Raw genomic sequence first — 20,385 nt, 5'->3', positions numbered from 1 at the left:
GCAAAAGCGTTTATTGCAGGATAGCTTTCAGCCGCTGACGATCGTCCAGCGTCACGTCATGCGGATGCTGGTAGCCAACGTTCTCAATCGCCTGGGTGTACAGCGCCACCAGCCAGTCGTACACATAGGCTGTGGCCGCATGCACCGGCTGTTCGCCCAGCCGGGTCAGGCGTGGAGCACTGCTGTTGACTACTGGGGTCACAAATACCGGCTGGCCTTTGCGGATCCTGCTGGCGGGACGCGCGGCGGCAGGGACATCCGCATAGCCGACCCAGCCGACAAAGTTGCCGAGGGCAGCATGAAGCTGGGCAGCACTGCTCTTGTCGGCATCGACAATTTTTTTCAGCTGTGCGGGCAGATCCAGGCGATAGCTGCTGACAATCAGCACATCAGCAATGTGTTGCAGCACGGCGCTCTCCAGCCCCAGACGGCCGGCGATGGCGTTGTCACGGCCCCACTGGCGCAGGTGGTTAAGCCACAGGGTATGGGCCAGACGCGCCTTGTCTTTCGGCTGCCAGCGCTCATTGCTCTCCTGGGCGCTGTCGGCAAACAGATCGATACTCTCGGTAAACAGCCCGTTAACCTGCTCCTCGCGCGGCTGCTGCACGGTGAGCAACGTTTCGAAGGCGCTCAGCGGCGGGAGTAAACCTTCCAGCAGCTCGCCGTGACGGGCAGCGCTGCCTTGTAAAGCACGCACCATGGCCTCTGCGGTGCTGCGCTGGGCGGATGTATCCTGCGCGAGAGGGGCCAGATACCCCTGCATTAGCTGGCGCAGTTCGCGCTGATGCGCCCGGCGTAACGCCATCAAGCGCGTCTGACGCTGGGTCGAAAGCGTGGCCTGCGACAGCCATTCGATCACCCGTTGCATACTGCTGCTGTCCAGCGCCTGCAGGGTGCCCCAGCGCTGGCCCGGTTTGCCCAGCAACTGTTGCACGGCTTCATCAAGGTTGGCGCGGGTGGTGAAGCGTGCATCCTGCGGCGTAATCGCCCACACCAGCCCTGGCAGGGCTGCGTCGTCGCCCGGCTGGGTCTCTTTCACCCAGTTCAGCAGCGTTTTTGCCGTCTTAGCCGTTTGATTATGGTGGGCGGTAGCGTTGCAGAGAACCAGCACGTCGGGCTGCAGTTGCTGGCGATAGTGCTCCAGCAACCACTGCTGTTTCGCCTGTGCCAGCGGGAGTTCAGGCTGCGCCGACGGGACGGGGATATCAATGATATCCACCCGATCCAGCGCCGCGCTCTCGACGGGCAGAACCAGCTCTCGGGTCAGCAGCGCCAACACGTCCAGCGGAATGCTGATGGCGTTAAGCAGCTTGCCGTTGTGCAGCGGGTGCAGCACCGCCTGCTGCACATCCTGCAGGGCGATATCACCCCGGGTCAGGAAGCCTTCGGTCGGCAGGCCAAAATTATCCACCAGCAGGCTCAGCGGTGCGGCAAGCTCTTGTGCATGGCTGGTTTGATGCAGAATATGCGCCAGCTTCAGCCACTGCTGGGTCAGCTCCTGCTGCTCACCCCACAGCAGCGACCAACAGCTTGCGCGGGTACTCAGATCCAGCGACGGCAGCAGCAGGGCGAACTGATGCCACAGGGCATCGTCCATCTGCTGGGCAGAAGAAGGAACCGTATCGCGCCAGTAGTTGGCGATAGTTCCCACGTCGGCGGCGGTGATCCCCGGTACGCTCTGGGACTGGCGCAGGGCGCGCCATTTCTCCAGTCGCGCCTCGATAACCGCTTTATCCACTGCCGGGACGGTCGCCTGGGCCAGAAACACCTGCACCAGCTCGGCTTCGGTCAGCAGGCTCAGGCGCAGCGGAAATGCGTCGTCGATGGCGTCTGCCACGTTCGGGCTGAAGCGCAGTGCCATATTGCTGAGCGCGTGGCCCGGGTTGATATGCGAAAAATAGTCGAAGGTCCGCTGGCCGATAATGACGTTCATCCGGCTATTGCCGCTGCCGCACAGCGTTGCGAGCAGGTGGGCTTTTGCCGCCTGAGAATAGCCGTATAGCCCGATGGTGCTGTCTGTGCTCAAGGCACGTTCGATGGCACCTTCGCGGGCTTGTGCTGCCGCCAGCCGGGCGAGCAGCGCATCGGCATCATTATCCAGGATCGGTGCGTGCTGGCGCGTCGCGTTGATCCACCCGATTAACGCCTGGGTGGTGGTCGTCGTGGCTGTCATTTCAGGTATACGCTCCCGCTGTCGATCCAGTAGTGGCTACCGCTATGACGGCGATCGGCCAGGGTATTCAGTTTAAACGTCAGAGCATCGGCCGGTACCGGCGTGCCGTCCTGTAGCCAGGCATCGCTCAACTCGAAGGCTTCAGGGCCTTCATGCTTGCTGCCGCCGCGCAGCTGCAGGCGCACGTTCAGTACGCCGTCTCCGGCGATCGATTTTGCCAGCTCGGCCGAGTTAATGCTCAGGGTATAGAGCGGAGTGGCAGGCCAGCGGGCATTCGCCAGTTGACGGAACCCCAGCGTCACACTGCCGCGCAGGGGGAAGTGCAGGCGGGTATCCAGTCTCGCCCCCGGTTTGTCGAGGTCGATCTCCTGATACCAGACGTTCTCGTCGCGCAGGGTGTTGACCGTATTATCCAGCACGCCCAGATAGCGCACCGTGGAGTACGCGCCGATATCTGCTGCCTTAAAATTAAAGCGCGGCAGGCGCAGATCCAGCGCCAGGCTGCAGAGCATCGCGCCCACGGCGGCTGTCGATTTCGGGTTGCCAATCCGGCCCTGCTGGCTGAACGGATACCACTCGTGCACGCGGTATTTATCCAGCCACACCATTCGGCTAACCGGCACCGGCTGCAGGTGGCGGATCAGCGCCTGAACGCCCGGCAGACAGCCTGGACGCCCGGTGATCAGCAGAATGTCGCAGGCGTAGTGCGAGATCGCTTCCGCCACAGCGTGCAGCGGGGCGGCCAGCGTAAAGTGCCCGGCCAGCATCGCATCCTGCATTTCGCGGAAATTGACGTGCAGCGGTACGGCAAACAGGTCGAACGGCTCCGATCCCGCAGGCAGCGCGTGTTCGATAGCCTGCTGCAGATAGTTCATGACGTTGCGGGTCGGCTTACGGGTCAGCAGGTCGCCAAAGGTGGCGTGCAGCCCGTCGAGCGGGTCGTCGATATCGCTGGCTTCCCAGGCGGCGAGGATCGCATGCCCAATGGGCATAAACAGCTGTAGCGCCGTCTGCTGGCGCAATACCGCCTGGGTGTCGATGCGTCCGGAGTCACCAAACAGCGAGGCCATCAGCAGCGAGGCATCGGCAATCCCGCATTTTTGCAGCTGGGTTTGCAGCGCGGGCAGCACGTAGCGCTGGATGATGTCCAGCAGGGTATCATCGCCCGCGACCTTAAAGCCTTCGCGGAACAGCAGCTGCGGCGTGATCTTGACGTTACTGCCGGAGCCGTCGTCCAGCTGATAATGGGTGATCGCCATATCGGTGGTGCCGCCGCCAATATCAATCGAGGCCACGCGCAGGGCGCGACCCGGCAGACAGCCCGGCTCAGGCTCGCGATCCGGGCGGGCGAGAGAGGCGAAAAAGGCTTCCGTCTGGCCGCCGTAGTGGGAAATCGCTTCGTTATATAGCCACACCAGCTGGCCGCAGCTGGCTTCATCCCACTCCATCTGGATCTCCGGCACCGGGATCACGCTCTTTTCCTGCTGCTTACGGCTGGAGAAGTCGTCATCCTGCGGGTGCCAGCCCATCGCTTTCCAGACGATGGCGATGGCTTCGAACATCCGGCGGCGGAAGATCTCGCGCTCCTGCTTCGGCATCGCCGACGGCAGGGTCAGGATCAGGGTCCGCAGCTGACGCGGCGAGGCCGGGAAACCCAGGCGCAACCGGGTGGCAACGCTGTTGATCTGCCCCAGCGCCTGCGCTAACAGCTCGCACAGCATATGGGTCATCAGGGTGCTGCGGCTGTACTGCGGCGAGAAGACCGGCAGACGCTCATCCTGCGGCAGGGTGAACAGCGGCTGCCCGTCATCGTTCATCAGGTTCATCAGCGGGAAGGCGGTGGCCAGCGGTTCGCGCTGGGTTTTGGCATTCATCTGGCTAAAGCGCCAGTCCTGCACCACCGGGGTTTCGTCCCACAGGTAGCGGCGCGGGCTGGAGATACCGCTGTTGCCTTCGGTGCCCAGACGCTGGGTGGCCAGCTTCCGCGCTTCGTCGCCGACGCGCACGATAGAGGGCCAGACAAAGGCGTCTTCGCGACCGCTTTCGACCGAGAAGTGCTGCTTGCCGAAACGGGCTTCAGAAAACTCCAGTCGGCTGGTAAACAGCGGCTCATTGAGGAACTGCGGCTCGCTTAAGGAGCGTACCTGCAGCTCGGCGGTCTGGCGCAGACCGTCGTTGGCATCGCCATGATCTTCAATGATCACGCCACAAGTATGGGTATTGCCCACATCCAGGATCAGATCCACCGGAATTGCCGGGGTGCTGAGGGTGTGGGTGACAAATTTAACTTCCGGCACGGTAAGCTGTTCGCCCAGCAGCGCCAGCACGTTGAGCCAGTGCGCCTGATACTCAAAGTTGCGCATCGCCAGCTGGAGCTCGCGTTCGGCCCGGTTTTCCACGCCGGTGGCGTAGTGGGTAAAGGCTTCACGCAGCCAGCCGTCAATCCATGTCTGATCGAGGAAGCTCGCCACTTCGTCATCGCGCCAGGCCAGCGCAAAGCGGGTGCCATTGAGAATGTCGTTCTCCACCGGTGACAGGATGCTGGTGGCATGGCCAGCAATCTGGCTGTCGAGCGCCAGGGTGACGCGGTGGCTGTTCCCGGCGCTGTCCGGGGTCTCCAGCTTACGGATCTGCACTCGCGCCCAGTTATCCGGACCTTCTACAAAGGTGCGCGGCGGGTTAAAGCGTAAAAAGGGGATCGGCAGCCAGACACCATCCAGCACCGTCAGCGATTGCTGCAGCGGGATAGTGCTTTCGGGCTTCACCACTTCCGGCTGTCCGCCCGTCGGGGACGGCAGGGTATAGCGGCCATTGACCAGGTCGTAATCCAGGCGCAGCAGCGGGCCGTTGGCGGTTTTACGCACAAAGCGCCCGCTCTGGGCGGAATCCTGTGGGGTCAGGCCAAAATCAAGAAACTGGACGCCGCTATTCGCAATCAGCGTGACGCTCTGTTTGTAGTCGCAAAGGTTTACCAGCATAGGATCACGCACCTGCCTTCCTGAAAGTCAATGGAACCACCGTGTTGGCGTCGTAGCGCGCGCTGCATTCCGCCACATCATTGGTGCCGGCTTTACAGGTGATCTCTGGCATCGGGTAGCGCGAGCCGTCGCTGCAGCGGGCATTGCCGCGGGTTTTAATCATCAGCTCGCCGTTGCTGTGCAGCCCGGAGAAAATCTCGGTGCGACAGACGATGTTGTCGCCATGCACGACGCGGGCAATGCCTTTATTGTTCTGGATCTGGTAGCGCAGCGAGGGGGGCTTGCCGGTTATCGGATCGGTTACGTCCAGCATCACGCGCCAGCTGCCGTTGAGGAAGCGCGTCGAGCCAGATTTTACCTGACCGGCTTCCATCACCATCGCCTCTTTCGGGATCGCGGTAATCACCACAGGTTCAGCCGGGACCGGCTCTGCGGCTTTAACGGCACGCACTTCGGCCTGGTGTAGCGGTAAATTCATCGCCAGTGGTTCGACAGCGGCAAGCGGTTTAGGGGCGATAGCCACCGGGGCTGCGACAGCAACCTTAACCGGTTCCACGGTCGGCGCCTGTTTTTGCCACAGCAGCGGGGCGGCAACGGCGGCCACCACGACCGCGGCCACCGGCAGCGGCCACAGCGGGAAGCGGCGTTTCTTGATTGCCACCGGTGGCGGTGGGATCGGTTCGGGATCGGGTTCTTTGGCGATAACCACCGGTGCGGGCTGCGCGGTATACAGAGAGTCAGGAGTCATGTGCACCATGGCAGGGGCGGCAATCAGTGGCTCGTCGGCTTTTTCAAACACGATCTCCGGTACCGGCTCGGGCTCGGGTTCCTCAACTGGCGCAGGCACCACCACCGGACGCAGGGATTCGCGCAGGCAGTCGAGCACGTCGTCGCGTGCGTTTTCATTCAGGTTAACGAAGCCCCAGAAGGTGATAACCGGCTTGCCATCCACCAGAAACAGGAAGTTTTCACCAGGGAACTGGAAGGCTTTTGAGAGCAGGGAACCAAACAGTTGCTGCGCGGTTTTTGGTGACTGGAGCGACTTCTTACTCAGCGACTCGACGCTGGACAGGGTGCTTTCCAGCAGGCGCAGTGCCCGAAAACGCGCATCTTCATCGGCGGCATTCCAGCTGGTGACGCTGCCTTCCGTCGGCGAATACCAGTCCACCCGGTCGCCTTCATCGTTGACCTGCGGGATCGCCAGACTGTCGACGATAGACTGTTGTTTGCGCAGGCGCAGGGCCTCACGGATTTGCAATGCAGATTCAAAAACGGCCTGTCCGCCGCCGCCAACGGCCTGAAAATCATCCAGATTACCGCTGCGTAAAAGAGTTTTTGCCACGATTTGGTCCCATAGACTTCTTCACGCGTCTACTTTACGCAGTCCGCGCGCAAGCAAACGGCAGAAGAAACGGCAAAAGGGGCGATTTCTTACGCCATTGAGGCGCAGGAAAGTGCTTGACGCAGAATGGGACTTAAGGCAAATCACTCTCCGGCAATTGGCGGGAAAACCAGCGAAAATAACTGCTTTAGAATAACCTGAGAGGTTTTCGTTATTTGCCAGCAAGGAAGTGCTGTGCTGTTATTACGGTTCACTATAATAAATCCGAAAGGGTAATAATGATGTCTACAGGGAAAACACTCCTCGCGCTGGCGTTAACCGCGCTATTACCGGCAAGTGCCGCATGGGCGGCTAACAACGACACGCTTGTTTACTGTTCCGAAGCGTCGCCGGAGTCCTTTAACCCGCAGATCGCCAGCTCCGGTCCAAGTTTTGTCGCCAGCTCGCAGGTGCTGTATAACCGCCTGATTAACTTCGACCCGGTGAAAAACACCCCGGTGCCGTCGCTGGCGGAATCCTGGACCATCTCCCCGGACGGCAAAACCTATACCTTTGCCCTGCGTAAAGGGGTGAAGTTCAACAGCAATAAATTCTTCAAACCGACCCGCGATTTAAATGCCGATGACGTTATTTTCTCGGTGCTGCGTCAGAAAGACCCTAAGCATCCGTATCACAATGTCTCCCAGGGTAATTACGAGTACTTCAACGACGTTGGCCTGGATAAACTGATCCAGGAGGTGAAGAAGATCGATGACACCCACGTCCAGTTTGTCCTGAGCGAACCAAATGCAGCGTTCCTCGCCGACTGGGGGATGGATTTCGCCTCGATCCTGTCGGCGGAATATGCCGACGCGATGCTGAAAAAAGGCACCCCGGAGAACGTCGATACCTGGCCGATTGGCACCGGGCCGTACGTGCTCCAGCAGTATAAAGTCGATTCGCAGATCCGTTATCTGGCGAACCCCAACTACTGGGACGGTGAGGTGGCAATCAAGCACCTGATTTTCGCCATTACCCCGAACGTCGAAACCCGTCTGGCGAAGCTGCAAACTAACGAATGCCAGATTATCCCGGCACCTTCACCGGTGCAGTTCGAGGTTATTAAGAAAAACAAAGATCTGACCCTGCACAAGGTCGATGCGCTGAACGTCGGCTATCTGGCGTTTAACACCGAGAAAAAACCGTTTGATAACGTGCTGGTGCGTCAGGCTCTGAACTACGCCACCGATAAAACGGCGATCGTTAATGCGGTCTTTATGGGCTCCGGTACAGTGGCAAAATCGCCGATCCCGCCAAACATGATGGGCTTTAACAAAGATCTGAAGGACTACGGCTACGATCCGGAAAAAGCTAAAGCGCTGCTGAAGCAGGCAGGGCTGGAGCAGGGCGCGGAAGTGACCCTGTGGTCGATGCCGGTGCAACGTCCTTATAACCCCAACTCACGTCGCATTGCCGAGATGATCCAGAACGACTGGGCGAAAGTGGGTATCAAGGCGAAAATCGTCTCGTACGAGTGGGGCGAGTACCTGTCCGGCATGCGTAAAGGCGAGCACGACAGCGCGCTGTTTGGCTGGATGTCTGATAACGGTGACCCGGATAACTTTGCCGATGTCCTGCTGGGCTGCAACAGCATCAAAACCGGCTCCAATGCCGCACGCTGGTGTGACAAGGGGTACAACGATCTGGTTGAAAAAGCGAAGCTGACCAGCGACCCGGCCGCCCGCGCGAAGCTGTACGGCCAGGCGCAGGAGATTTTCTATCAGCAGGCTCCGTGGATTGCGCTGGCTAACGGCAAAACATTCTACGCGACCCGCAGCAACGTCAGCGGGTATAGTGTCAGCCTGATGGGCAGCGATTTCTCGAAAGCAAAATTAAACTGAGTCTGTTGCGGTCTGTGCCCCTCACCCTGACCCTCTCCCTATAGGGGAGAGGGAATAAACAAGCAAGGAGTGACAATGTCACATTTAGAGGAGGTTATCGCCCGCGTTGATGCGGCGGTAACCGAAAGCGTGATCGTCCATATGAACGAACTGCTGATCGAATTAAGTGAAGATACTGAGTTAAGCCGTGAAGATCGCTATGCCCAGCAGCAGCGCCTGCGCAATACCATTGCTCATCACGGTAAACACTATAAAGAAGATCAGGAGGCCCGTCAGGATAGCCTGACCAAAGGCGGCGTTATTCTCTGAGTTCAGAACTCGCGCCTGGCGACGAGCCAGGCGCCCACCACCAGCAATACCGCACCGCATACCGGGCCAATCAGTGCCCGCAGGGGAACGCCCTGACTGCGCACCACGTCCATTACCAGTCCGCCGATCAGCTGGCTGGCGACCAGCACCGCAATGGTTGTCGCCGCACCCACATACTGATAGCCACTGATGCTGGCAAAGACAAAAAACGATCCCAGCAGGCCGGGGATTAAGGTCCACCAGCGCACCGTATGCACCAGCTCGCTGAACCCGGCGACGCCGTTTTTAATCAGCAGAATCGACACAAACAGGACGATGCCTACCAACGAGTTAAGCAGCATGGCGATAAGTATGGTGCTCGAGCTTTGGGTGATGCGCACCATCAGCGTGTTCTGCACCACCAGGCCAATGCCTGCGGCAACCAGGAACACCAGCGTCAGCGACTGATTCATCCGATATTATCCGGCTCGCTGCGCGCGTCGAGCTGCAGCTGCATAAAGGTCAGATCCAGCCAGCGGCCAAACTTGGTGCCCACCTGCGGCATCTGCCCGGTGGTGACAAAACCTAATGTCTCATGCAAATGAATAGAAGCGCTGTTTTGCGCTTCAATGCCCGCCACCATCACGTGTTTACCGATGCGCTTAGCTTCACCAATCAGCGCTTTCATCAGTTCGCGGCCAATGCCTTTTCCCTGATGATCCGGATGGACGTACACCGAATGCTCCACCGTATGACGAAAACCATCAAACGCACGCCAGTCCCCGAACGAGGCGTAGCCGGTTACAACGTCGTCTTCCACGCTCACCAGCACCGGATAACCGACCAGCTGGCGGGCTTCAAACCATGCAATGCGGTTATCGGTATCAACGGTCTTGTCATTCCAGATCGCGGCAGTGTGTAGTACAGCATGGTTATAGATTTCGCCGATGGCAGCGCAATCGTCTTTGCAGGCATGTCGGATAATCATGAAGCATCCTCGGGGCTATTTTGTTCACTATAGTAGTACATATCGTCACGATATTACACAGGATGATATTCGCAACGCCAGGGTATAAGCCATATCTTTTTGTTATGAAAAACCGCGTTGAAATCCCTTTTTTACACTATAGTATTACGCCATGAATACTATGCCAGACAACATCAATCAGCGGATCAGCGCGCGCATTCGGGTTGAGCGTGAATCCCGCGGCTGGTCGCTGAGCGAGCTCGCCGAGCGGGCAGGCGTCTCGCGGGCGATGATCCATAAAATTGAACGGGCAGAGAGCAGCCCGACGGCGTCGCTGCTTGCCCGGCTTTCCGGGGCGTTTGGCATTAGCATGTCCACCCTGATTGCCCGGGCGGAACTGCAGGAAGGCAAGCTGCTGCGCTTTGCCAGCCAGCCGGTGTGGCGCGATCCGCTGACGCACTACCTGCGCCGTCACGTCTCGCCGCGCAGCGATCTGCCCATCGATCTGGTCCAGGTTGAACTGCCGGGCGGTAGCGACGTGCCAATGCCCGCGTCATCATACGCGCTGGCGCGCCAGCTGATCTGGCTCCAGTCGGGCGAACTAGTCTTTCAGGAAGGGGATACCCGCCACGAGATGCGCGCCGGGGATTGCCTGGAACTGGGGCCGCCTAACGACTGTCGTTTTATTAATGAAAGCCGTGAACCCTGCGTCTATCTGGTGGTGCGGCTGAATCAGTCCGGCTCGTAATGACAATGCGGGCAAGGGGATATGAAGCTAGTCTCTAAGGACATTTATATAATCAGGAGTGATGTATGAGTCAGCCTTCCACACTGAATCGCCGTTGGGTTTTGGCCTCCCGTCCGCACGGCGCGCCCGTCGCTGAAAACTTCCGTTTAGAAGAATCCCCCGTTCCCGCCCCAGGCGAAGGACAAATCCTGCTGCGCACCGTCTATCTGTCGCTGGACCCGTACATGCGTGGCCGAATGAGCGATGCCCCGTCTTACTCCCCGCCGGTCGAGATTGGCGCGGTAATGGTCGGCGGGACGGTTAGCCGTATCGAACAGTCGAATCACCCTGACTTTACCCCCGGTGAATGGGTACTGGGCTACAGCGGCTGGCAGGACTACGCCGTCTCTGACGGCAGCGGGCTGGTCAAGCTGGGGGAAAACCCCGAGCATCCGTCCTGGGCACTGGGGATCATGGGCATGCCAGGCTTTACCGCCTACATGGGCTTGCTGGATATCGGGCAGCCGAAAGCCGGTGAAACGCTGGTGGTCGCGGCCGCAACTGGCCCGGTCGGTGCCACCGTCGGGCAGATCGGCAAGCTGAAAGGCTGCCGGGTGGTGGGCGTTGCCGGTGGTGCGGAAAAATGCCGCTATGCCATCGAGACGCTGGGCTTTGACCAGTGCATCGATCATCACGCCGACGATTTTGCCGAGCAGCTGGCGCAAGCCTGCCCGGCAGGCATCGACGTCTATTACGAAAACGTCGGTGGGAAGGTCTTCGATGCGGTGCTGCCGCTACTCAATACCTCGGCGCGCGTGCCGGTGTGCGGGCTGGTCAGCGGCTATAACGCCACATCGCTACCGGACGGGCCAGACAGACTGCCGCTGCTGATGGGCACGCTGCTGAAAAAACGCATCAGCATGCAGGGTTTTATCATCGGTCAGGACTACGGGCATCGAATTGACGAGTTCCAGCAGGAGATGGGTGCCTGGGTGAAAGCGGGTAAACTTCAGTATCGCGAGCAGCTTATCGACGGACTGGAAAGCGCGCCTGCGTCGCTGATCGGCCTGCTGGAAGGGAAGAACTTCGGCAAAGTCGTGATACAGGTCGCGAAGAATAACTAATTATTGCGGTGATAGCGGGTGTAACCGCTATCACCGGGTAGGCAAAATGTGAAATAACAGCTTTAATTATCGTTATACCTATGACATGACCCGCGCAAAGACGGGTGAGACAGTTTCAATTAGCCATTATTTTTTTTGTTTATTATGCGTTCATGAAACCAGGCATGCAGATACAGGAATTATCAACACGCGTTGCTTTACGCATTGTGCCTGTGCGGCAAATAGCGTCTTGGCATTATTTACAGGAATAGATCATGCTTGATTTGGATAATATCGAAAAAGCTCAGCGAATGAGTCTTACCACGCAGGTGGAGGTGGCGCTGAAAGGGGCGTTAATTTCCGGCTCCCTGCGACCCGGTGAAAGGCTGGTCACCAAAGAGATTGCGGATAAATTAGGCACCAGTATTACTCCGGTTCGCGAGGCGTTGCTGCGGCTGGTCTCTGCGGGTGCGCTGCATGCGGCTCCCGCGCAGGCGTTCCTGGTTCCTGAAGTCACGCAGGTGCGCTACAACGAAGTGAATAAGATCCGCCGGGAGCTGGAGATGCTGGCGGTGGCCAGCGCCTGCGAGAAGATGACGGACAGTCAGCTGGCAGAAGTGCGCCGGCTGTGCGAAGACTTCCACGATGCCATGAGCAATGGCGAAGCCGATCGCGCCCTGCAGACTAACCGGATCTTCCGTTTTAAGCTGTACCAGTATGCCGAAATGCCAACCCTCAGCGCGCTGATTGAACAGCTGTGGATGCGAATTGGCCCGTGCTTTAGCTATTACTACGATCGGGATATTGATTTGCCCGTTTCGGTTTATCGCTATGATGAACTTCTGTCCGCGCTGGAAGCCAGAGATGTGGAGCGCAGTCGTGCTGCCGTAGCTGATATGGTCGATAAAGCCAACAACCTGCTGGTTCAGCAATATTTAAGATAACTCAGCCCATCGTCGCAATGCGCTGTTTATTTCACCAGCAGCGTTGCGGCTAATATTACCCGACAGAGCCCTCTCCGTCGGGTATTTTTATTATTCGAAACGGTATGAGATCGACAAGCCTACGCCATAATTACGCCCCGGCGCGGGTTCGTAATAACGCCCGTTGGATTCGTTAACGATCACCGATCCCACATACTCTTTATCGAACAAATTATCGACACGGCCAAACAGATCCATTCCCCAATTACCGTAATTCAGTTTATAGCCCGTATTCAGGCCAACCACGGTGTAAGAGGGGGCTTTGGCGCTATTTTCGTCGTCGGCCATAATGTCGCTCATATAGCGCACGTCGGAACCGGCATACCAGCCCTCTTCGGGCTGCCAGCCAAACGAGGCATAACCCATGTTGCGGGCAATTCCTGGCATCCGGTTGCCGTTACAGTCGTCATCGCCGCAGACATTGGTGCGATAGGTCGCATCCAGATACGTCCACGCCATTTTCAGCTTCCAGTTTTCGGCAAACTGCTGGTCGAGTGAGAGTTCCACGCCCTGACGGCGGGTTTTCCCGGCATTTTTATAGCTGGTGCGTCCCCCGGAGCTGGCGTCGACCACGATCTCATCGTCGGTATTGGTACGGAACAGTGCCGCGGTCAGCAGACCGTTGCCGACCCGCGTTTTGCTACCAATTTCATACGTATCGCTGGTGGACGGCTTCAGGCCGAAGTTCAGCCCGCTCTGGTTGCCAGAGCGGTAGGACAGCTCGTTGATGGTTGGCGTTTCAAAGCCGCGACCTGCTGCGGCGTACAGGTTCCACGCCTCGGTGACGGCGTATTTCAGCGAGCTGGCAGGCAGCCATTTGTGATAGCTAGTGTCGCCGCTGTCATCGCCATTGCTGCCCTGGACGTAGTGGTCGTTTGAGTCGAACCACACTGAGCTGTAGCGCAGGCCCGCATCCAGCGACAGCTTTTGCGTCAGTTGCCAGCTGGTTTGCAGGTAAGGATCGACGTTCCACATCAGGTTACGTTCATCCCGGCGTTTCGCCCCTTTCACACCGTAGTCCGGTACTCCATTATTCATCACGTAGTTTTCGTAGCCACGGCGATCTTCGCTCATGTTTTCGTAGTTCAGCCCGCCGGTAAACGTCACCGGTACCAGCAGTTCACCGCGATGTGTCCAGCGAGTGTCGATGCCCTGATAGTGACGCTGCATGTCGATCACCCCGCCGGAGTGGGTGTCCCGCAGTTGCGGCTGGAACGGGATCGACTGGTACTGGGTCATTTCACGCTCACCGGCGTACATCATCACGCTCAGGTCGTCCTGCTCGCTCATCTGGCGTTCATAGCGCAGACCCGCCTGGGTCTGTTTGATGGTTTTACGGGTGTTGTACTGATCCCCGCGTGGCGACTGGCGCGGATTGTTTTGCCACTCCTGGTAATCCAGCCCGCCGGGATCGTTGGCCTTGATGTCGACGCTGTTGAAAATCAGGCTCAGCTTGCTGACGTCATCGATACGCACGCCCAGTTTGGCGTTAGCGAGGTTCTTGCGCGCCGCGCTGTGGTCGCGGTAGCCCTGGGTAATAAAGCGGGTGGTAGAGACGGTGTAATCCACGTCGCCCATCGCCCCGGTGGCTTTCATGCCGTAGCGCCAGCTTCCGTAGCTGCCGTAATAGCTGCTGGCTTCCACCGTGGTTGGCTGGCGTCCGGTTTCGGTCGCCATGTTAATCACACCGCCGGAGGCGTTGCCGTACAGGGCGGAAAACGGCCCACGCAGCACTTCGACGCTCTCCACGCTGTTGAGATCGATATTGGAGGTTTGCCCCTGGCCGTCCGGCATAGTGGCCGGGATGCCGTCGACATACAGGCGAATGCCGCGCACGCCAAAAGTGGAGCGGGCGCCAAATCCGCGCATCGACAGCTGAAGATCCTGGGCGTAGTTCTGCCGGTTCTGGATCTGCAGTCCCGGCACGCTGCCGAGGGATTCGGAGAGGTTAATGCGCGGTGCGGCATGACGCATATCCTCGCCGTTTACCACACTGACGGCGGCAGGGGTATCCAGCTCGGAAAGGGTTTGCGGCATTGCGCTGACGATAATGGTTTGTTCGTCGGCGGCGAGGACCGCAAAAGGAACCAACAGCAGAGGGAGCGTTGCCGCACGGGCAGAAAAGATTTTCATGAGTAAAGGCCGGTTGAGAAATGACGAACCAAATGGAACATGTGCGTGTATGTTAAATGTTTTGTAAATGTTTTGAAAACCAAAACCGCACATAGCGTTAACGAAAGTGGAGATAAAAACGGCGAAACGCCATGGTGAGATCAAGAATTACTCCACATTATGATAAATAATGATTACTATTCGCATCAATAACAAGGCGAAGCGATGACTTCGCCTGACGGAAGCGATGTCGGCGATACCATTTATTGTAAAAGGGAGTTGTTATGCATTTACGTCATCTGTGCTCGCCGCGTCTGCGTGGCTCACTGCTGTTGGGTTCTCTGCTGGTTGCCGGTGCTTTTAATGTCCACGCCGCAGAAGAGATGCTGCGTAAAGCAGTCGGTAAAGGCGCGTATGAGATGGCTGTCAGCCAGCAGGAAAATGCGCTGTGGGTGGCTACCACGCAGAGCCGCAAAACCGATAAGGGTGGGGTGGTGTACCGCCTCGATCCGCTGACGCTGGAAGTGACCCAGGCTATTCATAGCGACCTGAAGCCATTTGGCGCCACCATTAACAACACCACCCAGACCCTGTGGTTTGGTAACACCACTAACAGCGCGGTGACCGCCATCGACGCCAAAACCGGCGACGTGAAAGGCCGTCTGGTGCTCGACGATCGCAAGCGCAGCGAAACCGTGAAACCGCTGCAGCCGCGTGAGCTGGTGGCGGATGACACCACCAACAGCGTTTATATTACCGGCATCGGTAAAGAGAGCGTGATTTGGGTTGTGGACGGCGAAACGCTGAAGCTGAAAACCACCATTACGGGTACCGGGACGTTCAGCACTGGCCTCGCGCTGGATGCGAAAGCTAAGCGCCTGTACACCACCAACGGTGACGGCGAGCTGATAACTATCGATACCGCGACCAATAAGGTTATCGAGCGCAAAAAACTGCAGGATGACGGGAAAGAGCACTTCTACCTGAACCTGAGCCTCGACATCGACGGCCAGCGCGCGTTTATTACCGATTCTAAACAGCCGGAAGTGCTGGTTGTGTCGCTGAAAGATGGCAAAGTCATCGACAAAGTAGCCGCACCAGAATCGCTGGCAGTGCTGTTTAACCCGGCGCGCAACGAAGCCTACGTCACCCACCGCGAAGCGGGCAAGGTGAGCATCATTGATGCCAAAACCTATAAAGTGACCAAAACTATCGATACGCCAACCTTCCCGAACAGCCTGGCGCTCTCGGCAGATGGCAAAACCCTGTACGTGACGGTGAAGCAGAAGTCTACCCGTCAGCAGGAAGCGACCCAGCCGGATGATGTGATCCGTATCGCGCTGTAAGTCGTCGGGTAAACAAAAGGGAAGGCAAATGCCTTCCCTTTTTAATGACCGCTTAACTTTTAACGCGACGTCTCTTCCACCAGCGGGCCATCCCGCTTTTCATCGTCCGGATGAACCGGCGCGGTGCTGTGAATTTCCTGCACGCGCTTACGCACGCCAAACCAGCCGGCAACCAGCAGCACGGCCAGCAGCGGGATGGTGGCGATAGTGTAAGTGCCGTTCGGGTAATCGAACGCCATCAGCACCAGCACGCTGAACAGGAACAGCAGCGTCAGCCATGAGGTCACCGGGGCGCCCGGCATTTTAAAGCTCACTTCAGCCGCATGACCTTCTTTGATCGCTTTGCGCAGACGCATCTGGCACACCACGATAAAGGCCCAGGAGGCGATGATGCCCAGCGCGGCCACGTTGAGGACGATCTCAAATACTTGCGACGGCACCAGATAGTTCAGGAATACGCCGAATACATACACCACCAGCGTCGCCAGGATGCCCGCATACGGCACCTGCTGCTTGCTCATCTTCGACATAAACTTCGGCGCAGAGCCGCCCATCGACATGGAGCGCAGGATTCGACCGGTCGAGTACAGACCCGAGTTCAGGCTCGAGAGCGCCGCAGTCAGCACCACAATGTTCATGATGCTGCCCACGTACGGCACGCCCAGTTTCGAGAAGAAGGTTACAAACGGACTTTGCCCGGCCTGATAGGCATTCCACGGCAGCAACAGCACCAGCAGCACCACGGAGCCGACGTAGAACAGGCCGATACGCCAGATCACGCTGTTGATCGCTCTCGGCACGGTGTTCTGCGGGTCTTTACACTCGCCTGCAGCGGTGCCCACCAGTTCAATCGAGGCAAAGGCAAACACCACGCCCTGCACCAGCACCAGCGCCGGCATAAGGCCGTGCGGGAAGAAACCGCCGTTATCGGTGATCAGGTGGAAGCCGGTCATGTTGCCGTCCAGCGGCTTACCGCTGCCGAGGAACACGGTGCCAACCACCAGGAAGATCACAATCGCCAGCACTTTGACCAGCGCGAACCAGAACTCCATTTCGGCGAACCACTTCACGCCGATCATGTTCATGGTGCCGACAATCGCCAGCGCACCGAGGGCAAACACCCACTGCGGCACATCGCCAAACGCGCCCCAGTAGTGCATATACAGCGCCACGGCGGTGATATCGACGATCCCGGTCATCGCCCAGTTGATGAAGTACATCCAGCCCGCCACGTAGGCGGCCTTTTCGCCAAGGAACTCACGGGCGTAGGAGACAAAGCTGCCGCTGGACGGACGGTGTAACACCAGCTCGCCAAGGGCACGCAGAATAAAGAAGGAGAAGATCCCGCACACCAGATAGACCAGTGCGAGGGCCGGGCCGGCCATTTGCAGACGTGCGCCTGCGCCTAAAAACAGCCCGGTACCGATGGCACCGCCGATAGCGATCATCTGTACCTGACGGTTGCCCATCGCCTTGTGATAGCCCTCTTCGTGGGCGTTCAGCCAGCGACGTTTCGCAGCCTGATGTTCAGCTGCGCTGTTGTTGTTTGTCTTCATTGAGTTACCTGTTTACCTGTCTTAATCAATGTCGTGATGTTCAGACCCGGCGAGCTGCAATACAAACGATTGCTTTTGCGCGGGAACATGCTGCCTTTCCAGTCATTCTGCGTATGGATAAGGCAAAACATGGCGAAGCATCCTACCCGCAATTAATAAACGACGCAAAAAATAACGGGCTGAAAGTGATGCACATTGAAGTAAATTTTAAGGCAGGCGTGACGTTGTCACATAAAGACGGGGGAGGGGCTTAGGATCTACGCAGGGCCTCTACCAGTAAAGCGAACGCAGTAGTGTGCTGGCGGCGGCCAGGATAGTAAAGATGGTAGCCGTCAAACACCGGGCACCAGTCTTCCAGCACCCGCACCAGCTTTCCTGCGCGAATGGCTTCCTGCACCGTATCGTCAGGGACATATGCCAGTCCCAGTCCGGCCTCGGCGGCATCAAGACGTTGGGGTAGATTGTTGAGGGTTAACTGCCCCTCAACGCGCACCCGCAGCTCGTGGCCGTCCTGCTCAAACTCCCAGACATACAATCCTCCGCGGGTGGGAAGGCGCATATTGATGCAGCGATGATGGGCCAGTTGCTCCGGGGTGTGCGGCTCGCCATAGCGGGCGAAGTAGGCCGGGGAACCGACCACCGCCATCCGCATATCCGGGGCGATGCGCATCGCAATCATGTCTTTTGCCACCTGCTCGCCCAAACGCACTCCCGCGTCAAAGCGGCCGTCGACGATATCCGTCAGGCCGTTATCCACCGTCACCTCGACGTTGATATCCGGGTATTGCGCCATAAAGGGCTTAAGTACTGGCCACAGTACCTCTGTCATCGCGTGCTCCCCGGCGGTAATGCGGATATTGCCCGCCGGTTTGTCGCGCATATCGCGCAGGGCCGTCAGCTCCTGCTCAATCTCCAGCAGATGCGGGCTCAGGCGAATAAACAGCTGCTCGCCCGCCTCGGTCGGGGCCACGCTGCGGGTGGTGCGGGTCAGCAGACGCACGTCCAGACGCGCTTCGAGATTGCGCATGGCGTGACTGAGAGCCGACTGGGACACCCCAAGCTGAGCGGCGGCGCGGGTAAAGCTGCGCTCGCGGGCGACCACCATAAACGACAGCAGATCGTTAAAATTGTCTTTCAGCATTACGCCACTCCCAATATATGAATTTCATTCATGGTTCCTTTCTGATTATGCAGTCTAATGCTGAGGTGCGTCTTGCGCTACTGTTAACCCCACAGTACAAGAGGAGTCAGCATGAAAATTATCCGTAGTGGTTCGTTACCGTCCGTCCGCGGCCCGGAGGCCTGGTTTACCGGCACCGTGCGTATTGATGCGCCGTTCCAGGCCACCGAGCCCGCCAAAGTGGGTGGGGCGACCGTTACCTTTGAACCCGGCGCGCGTACCGCGTGGCACACCCATCCGCTGGGACAAACCCTGATCGTCACCCAGGGTCGCGGCTGGCTGCAGGAGTGGGGCAAAGAGGCGGAAGTCTTAAATCAGGGCGATATTGCGTGGATCCCGCCGGGCGTAAAACACTGGCACGGGGCCAGCGCACAAACGGCGATGACCCACATTGCCGTTGCCGAAGCGGTAAACGGCAGTCCGGTAGAGTGGCTGGAGAAGGTTACCGACGACCAGTATCCGCAGCCGTAAACAGTTTCTTTTTAATCAGGCTCATCAGAGACACGTCCGTCGGATGAACCACCGCGTGCAGCGCCCGGGTGTAATCCAGCACCAGCCCGGGCGTCCATGCCATATTGGTGGCGCGTTTGCGCAGCTGTCCGGCGATCCACAGTTCCGGAATAAAGAACAGACGCACAAAGCCGCCCCGGGAACAGCGCTCTTTCAACGCGCCGTCGAGCGCGGCTTCGAGGGCATAGGCCACGCTGCTGGAGCAGTTTCGCCAGGTCAGATTGTAGGTTTCGCTTTGTCGGTACTGCGTCCAGAAGCGGGTCAGCGAGGCGGCATTAAAGGTCGAGAAGTGGATTTTGCGATCCGACTCGCACCAGATACCCGCTTCATACGGGTAGTTCGGTTGATATTTCCCCGCTACCGTGTTGGCCTCGACCGCCTTCAGCAGGTTAAAAAATTCGGCGGGCGAACGGTCGATCTCCGCTGCCGGGTACAGGCTGATGTAAAGGGCAGGTGGGAATTCCAGCGCCGCGTGTCCGGTTGAAATCACCCCGTCGGCATCGACGGCGGCGATATAGCGGTTGATCACCGGGCGCGGCAGCGTCTGCTGTTTGGCCGATCCTTCCGGGGTCCAGACGTGCACGGTGAGCTGCTCGCCTGGCGGGCTATCCACGGACAGCGGCAGCGCCTCGCGTTTGCGGGGCATCAGCCCCTGCGGTGCCAGAATATCGAATACCGAGCGACCGTGCCGGATCTGCCGCATCCGCAGAGAAAGCAGCACCGACTGCGAACCTCCGGTAATCATCACCATCCCGATAAACTGCGAAACAGTGCCATCATGTTCTGACGGAAAGGGCAAGAACAGAAAAATGGCGAAGATTACCTGTAAAATGCCGGCCAGCAGAACGCGTCGCCAGTGCGCAAAACGCACCACCACAGCAGAGGCGATGCTGAACAGGCCGATAATGAAATAGGCAATGCCAAGCACAATAGCCATTGCCAGCGTGCCATCGTGGCGTCCGGATAAAATCAGAATGGCAATCAGCAGGAACAGCCCGCCTTTGAAGTAAAAAATCCCGCGCTGTGTGTCCCGGGTTGCCGAGCCCAGCGCCAGCGACACCAGGCTGTCGATCAGCAGAAAAATACCGAAGAGATGCAGCGGGAAGTGACGCCCACCCTGTAAACCATCGATAAAGATCAACAGACCCAGACCGCCCCACAGCACGCCTGCCACCATAAAGAACGGAGCCGCTTTGCGCACGAACGCCGCGCCGGCGAGCAAAAAGGCGATTTGCAGCAT

16 protein-coding genes are annotated in these 20,385 nt (G+C 58.4%); 7 read left to right on the top strand and 9 right to left on the bottom strand.

The features are described 5' to 3' along the window. Positions 1–10 precede the first annotated feature (10 nt). The 3 genes from M8014_RS03640 to M8014_RS03630 are packed head-to-tail and all read right to left on the bottom strand — an operon-like array spanning position 11 to position 6,493. The gene (locus tag M8014_RS03640) at positions 11–2,173 is read right to left on the bottom strand and encodes a virulence factor SrfC family protein (protein ID WP_271281182.1); all 2,163 of its coding nucleotides are present in this window, start codon (positions 2,171–2,173) and stop codon (positions 11–13) included. Then, complete coding sequence (locus M8014_RS03635) at positions 2,170–5,151, bottom strand: virulence factor SrfB (RefSeq protein ID WP_271281249.1); 2,982 nt, start codon at positions 5,149–5,151, stop codon at positions 2,170–2,172. The genes M8014_RS03640 and M8014_RS03635 overlap by 4 nt, the downstream gene beginning before the upstream one ends. 4 nt (positions 5,152–5,155) lie before the next feature. Then, positions 5,156–6,493 carry an SrfA family protein gene (locus tag M8014_RS03630; RefSeq protein WP_271281181.1) on the bottom strand — a complete coding sequence of 446 codons (1,338 nt, stop codon included), beginning with the start codon at positions 6,491–6,493 and terminating at the stop codon, positions 5,156–5,158. A 281-nt stretch (positions 6,494–6,774) separates the two neighbouring features. On the opposite strand from M8014_RS03630, the gene M8014_RS03625 reads away from it, so the two are divergent. Together M8014_RS03625 and M8014_RS03620 are read left to right on the top strand one after the other, a co-directional pair. Next, complete coding sequence (locus M8014_RS03625; protein WP_271281180.1) at positions 6,775–8,373, top strand: ABC transporter substrate-binding protein; 1,599 nt, start codon at positions 6,775–6,777, stop codon at positions 8,371–8,373. Between the two features lie 75 nt (positions 8,374–8,448). Further along, positions 8,449–8,682: a DUF2526 family protein gene (locus M8014_RS03620; RefSeq protein ID WP_271281179.1), complete on the top strand. Its 234-nt coding sequence runs from the start codon at positions 8,449–8,451 to the stop codon at positions 8,680–8,682. 2 nt (positions 8,683–8,684) lie between these two features. On the opposite strand, the gene M8014_RS03615 is transcribed toward M8014_RS03620, so the two are convergent. Both M8014_RS03615 and M8014_RS03610 read right to left on the bottom strand, forming a co-directional pair. Next, the gene (locus tag M8014_RS03615) at positions 8,685–9,134 is read right to left on the bottom strand and encodes a DMT family transporter (protein WP_271281178.1); all 450 of its coding nucleotides are present in this window, start codon (positions 9,132–9,134) and stop codon (positions 8,685–8,687) included. Next, entirely contained in the window at positions 9,131–9,649 is a 519-nt protein-coding gene (locus M8014_RS03610; protein ID WP_271281177.1) for a GNAT family N-acetyltransferase, read from the bottom strand. Before M8014_RS03610 ends, M8014_RS03615 begins: the two co-directional genes overlap by 4 nt. A 151-nt stretch (positions 9,650–9,800) precedes the next feature. Here M8014_RS03610 and M8014_RS03605 point away from each other — a divergent pair, with 151 nt between their 5' ends. From M8014_RS03605 to M8014_RS03595, 3 genes are all read left to right on the top strand, one after another. Further along, on the top strand, positions 9,801–10,376 hold the full coding sequence (locus M8014_RS03605; RefSeq protein ID WP_271281176.1) for a helix-turn-helix domain-containing protein: 576 nt from the start codon (positions 9,801–9,803) through the stop codon (positions 10,374–10,376). 65 nt (positions 10,377–10,441) lie between these two features. Continuing rightward, the gene (locus M8014_RS03600; protein WP_271281175.1) at positions 10,442–11,479 is read left to right on the top strand and encodes an NADP-dependent oxidoreductase; all 1,038 of its coding nucleotides are present in this window, start codon (positions 10,442–10,444) and stop codon (positions 11,477–11,479) included. A 254-nt stretch (positions 11,480–11,733) separates the two neighbouring features. Beyond that, complete coding sequence (locus tag M8014_RS03595) at positions 11,734–12,402, top strand: GntR family transcriptional regulator (protein ID WP_271281174.1); 669 nt, start codon at positions 11,734–11,736, stop codon at positions 12,400–12,402. Between the two features lie 90 nt (positions 12,403–12,492). Here M8014_RS03595 and pqqU read toward each other — a convergent pair whose 3' ends face one another. Next, positions 12,493–14,574: a TonB-dependent receptor PqqU gene (gene pqqU, locus M8014_RS03590; protein ID WP_271281173.1), complete on the bottom strand. Its 2,082-nt coding sequence runs from the start codon at positions 14,572–14,574 to the stop codon at positions 12,493–12,495. Positions 14,575–14,837: 263 nt separating this feature from the next. Here pqqU and yncE point away from each other — a divergent pair, with 263 nt between their 5' ends. Next, positions 14,838–15,899 (top strand): 7-bladed beta-propeller protein YncE, encoded by a 1,062-nt coding sequence (yncE, locus tag M8014_RS03585; RefSeq protein ID WP_271281172.1) that lies wholly within the window; start codon positions 14,838–14,840, stop codon positions 15,897–15,899. A 59-nt stretch (positions 15,900–15,958) separates the two neighbouring features. Here yncE and ansP read toward each other — a convergent pair whose 3' ends face one another. Continuing rightward, the gene (gene ansP / locus M8014_RS03580) at positions 15,959–17,455 is read right to left on the bottom strand and encodes an L-asparagine permease (protein WP_271281171.1); all 1,497 of its coding nucleotides are present in this window, start codon (positions 17,453–17,455) and stop codon (positions 15,959–15,961) included. Positions 17,456–17,705: 250 nt separating this feature from the next. After that, the gene (locus M8014_RS03575; protein ID WP_271281170.1) at positions 17,706–18,596 is read right to left on the bottom strand and encodes a LysR family transcriptional regulator; all 891 of its coding nucleotides are present in this window, start codon (positions 18,594–18,596) and stop codon (positions 17,706–17,708) included. 111 nt (positions 18,597–18,707) lie between these two features. Here M8014_RS03575 and M8014_RS03570 point away from each other — a divergent pair, with 111 nt between their 5' ends. After that, positions 18,708–19,106 (top strand): (R)-mandelonitrile lyase, encoded by a 399-nt coding sequence (locus M8014_RS03570; protein ID WP_271281169.1) that lies wholly within the window; start codon positions 18,708–18,710, stop codon positions 19,104–19,106. On the opposite strand, the gene M8014_RS03565 is transcribed toward M8014_RS03570, so the two are convergent. Further along, complete coding sequence (locus M8014_RS03565; RefSeq protein ID WP_271281168.1) at positions 19,078–20,385, bottom strand: MFS transporter; 1,308 nt, start codon at positions 20,383–20,385, stop codon at positions 19,078–19,080. The two genes, M8014_RS03570 and M8014_RS03565, sit on opposite strands and share 29 nt — an antisense overlap.

The sequence above is a fragment of the Silvania hatchlandensis genome, from assembly GCF_025564065.1.
GTDB lineage: Bacteria > Pseudomonadota > Gammaproteobacteria > Enterobacterales > Enterobacteriaceae > Enterobacter > Enterobacter hatchlandensis.
Note: the sequence above shows the minus strand (reverse complement) of the source record. Positions and strands in the feature narration are given on the sequence as shown.

Coding starts and splice junctions, on each gene's coding strand:
- M8014_RS03640 (WP_271281182.1), bottom strand. CDS start 2,173: ATGACAGCCACGACGACCACCACCCAGGCGTTAATCGGGTGGATCAAC.
- M8014_RS03635 (WP_271281249.1), bottom strand. CDS start 5,151: ATGCTGGTAAACCTTTGCGACTACAAACAGAGCGTCACGCTGATTGCG.
- M8014_RS03625 (WP_271281180.1), top strand. CDS start 6,775: ATGTCTACAGGGAAAACACTCCTCGCGCTGGCGTTAACCGCGCTATTA.
- M8014_RS03620 (WP_271281179.1), top strand. CDS start 8,449: ATGTCACATTTAGAGGAGGTTATCGCCCGCGTTGATGCGGCGGTAACC.
- M8014_RS03615 (WP_271281178.1), bottom strand. CDS start 9,134: ATGAATCAGTCGCTGACGCTGGTGTTCCTGGTTGCCGCAGGCATTGGC.
- M8014_RS03610 (WP_271281177.1), bottom strand. CDS start 9,649: ATGATTATCCGACATGCCTGCAAAGACGATTGCGCTGCCATCGGCGAA.
- M8014_RS03605 (WP_271281176.1), top strand. CDS start 9,801: ATGAATACTATGCCAGACAACATCAATCAGCGGATCAGCGCGCGCATT.
- M8014_RS03600 (WP_271281175.1), top strand. CDS start 10,442: ATGAGTCAGCCTTCCACACTGAATCGCCGTTGGGTTTTGGCCTCCCGT.
- M8014_RS03595 (WP_271281174.1), top strand. CDS start 11,734: ATGCTTGATTTGGATAATATCGAAAAAGCTCAGCGAATGAGTCTTACC.
- pqqU (WP_271281173.1), bottom strand. CDS start 14,574: ATGAAAATCTTTTCTGCCCGTGCGGCAACGCTCCCTCTGCTGTTGGTT.
- yncE (WP_271281172.1), top strand. CDS start 14,838: ATGCATTTACGTCATCTGTGCTCGCCGCGTCTGCGTGGCTCACTGCTG.
- ansP (WP_271281171.1), bottom strand. CDS start 17,455: ATGAAGACAAACAACAACAGCGCAGCTGAACATCAGGCTGCGAAACGT.
- M8014_RS03575 (WP_271281170.1), bottom strand. CDS start 18,596: ATGCTGAAAGACAATTTTAACGATCTGCTGTCGTTTATGGTGGTCGCC.
- M8014_RS03570 (WP_271281169.1), top strand. CDS start 18,708: ATGAAAATTATCCGTAGTGGTTCGTTACCGTCCGTCCGCGGCCCGGAG.
- M8014_RS03565 (WP_271281168.1), bottom strand. CDS start 20,385: ATGCTGCAAATCGCCTTTTTGCTCGCCGGCGCGGCGTTCGTGCGCAAA.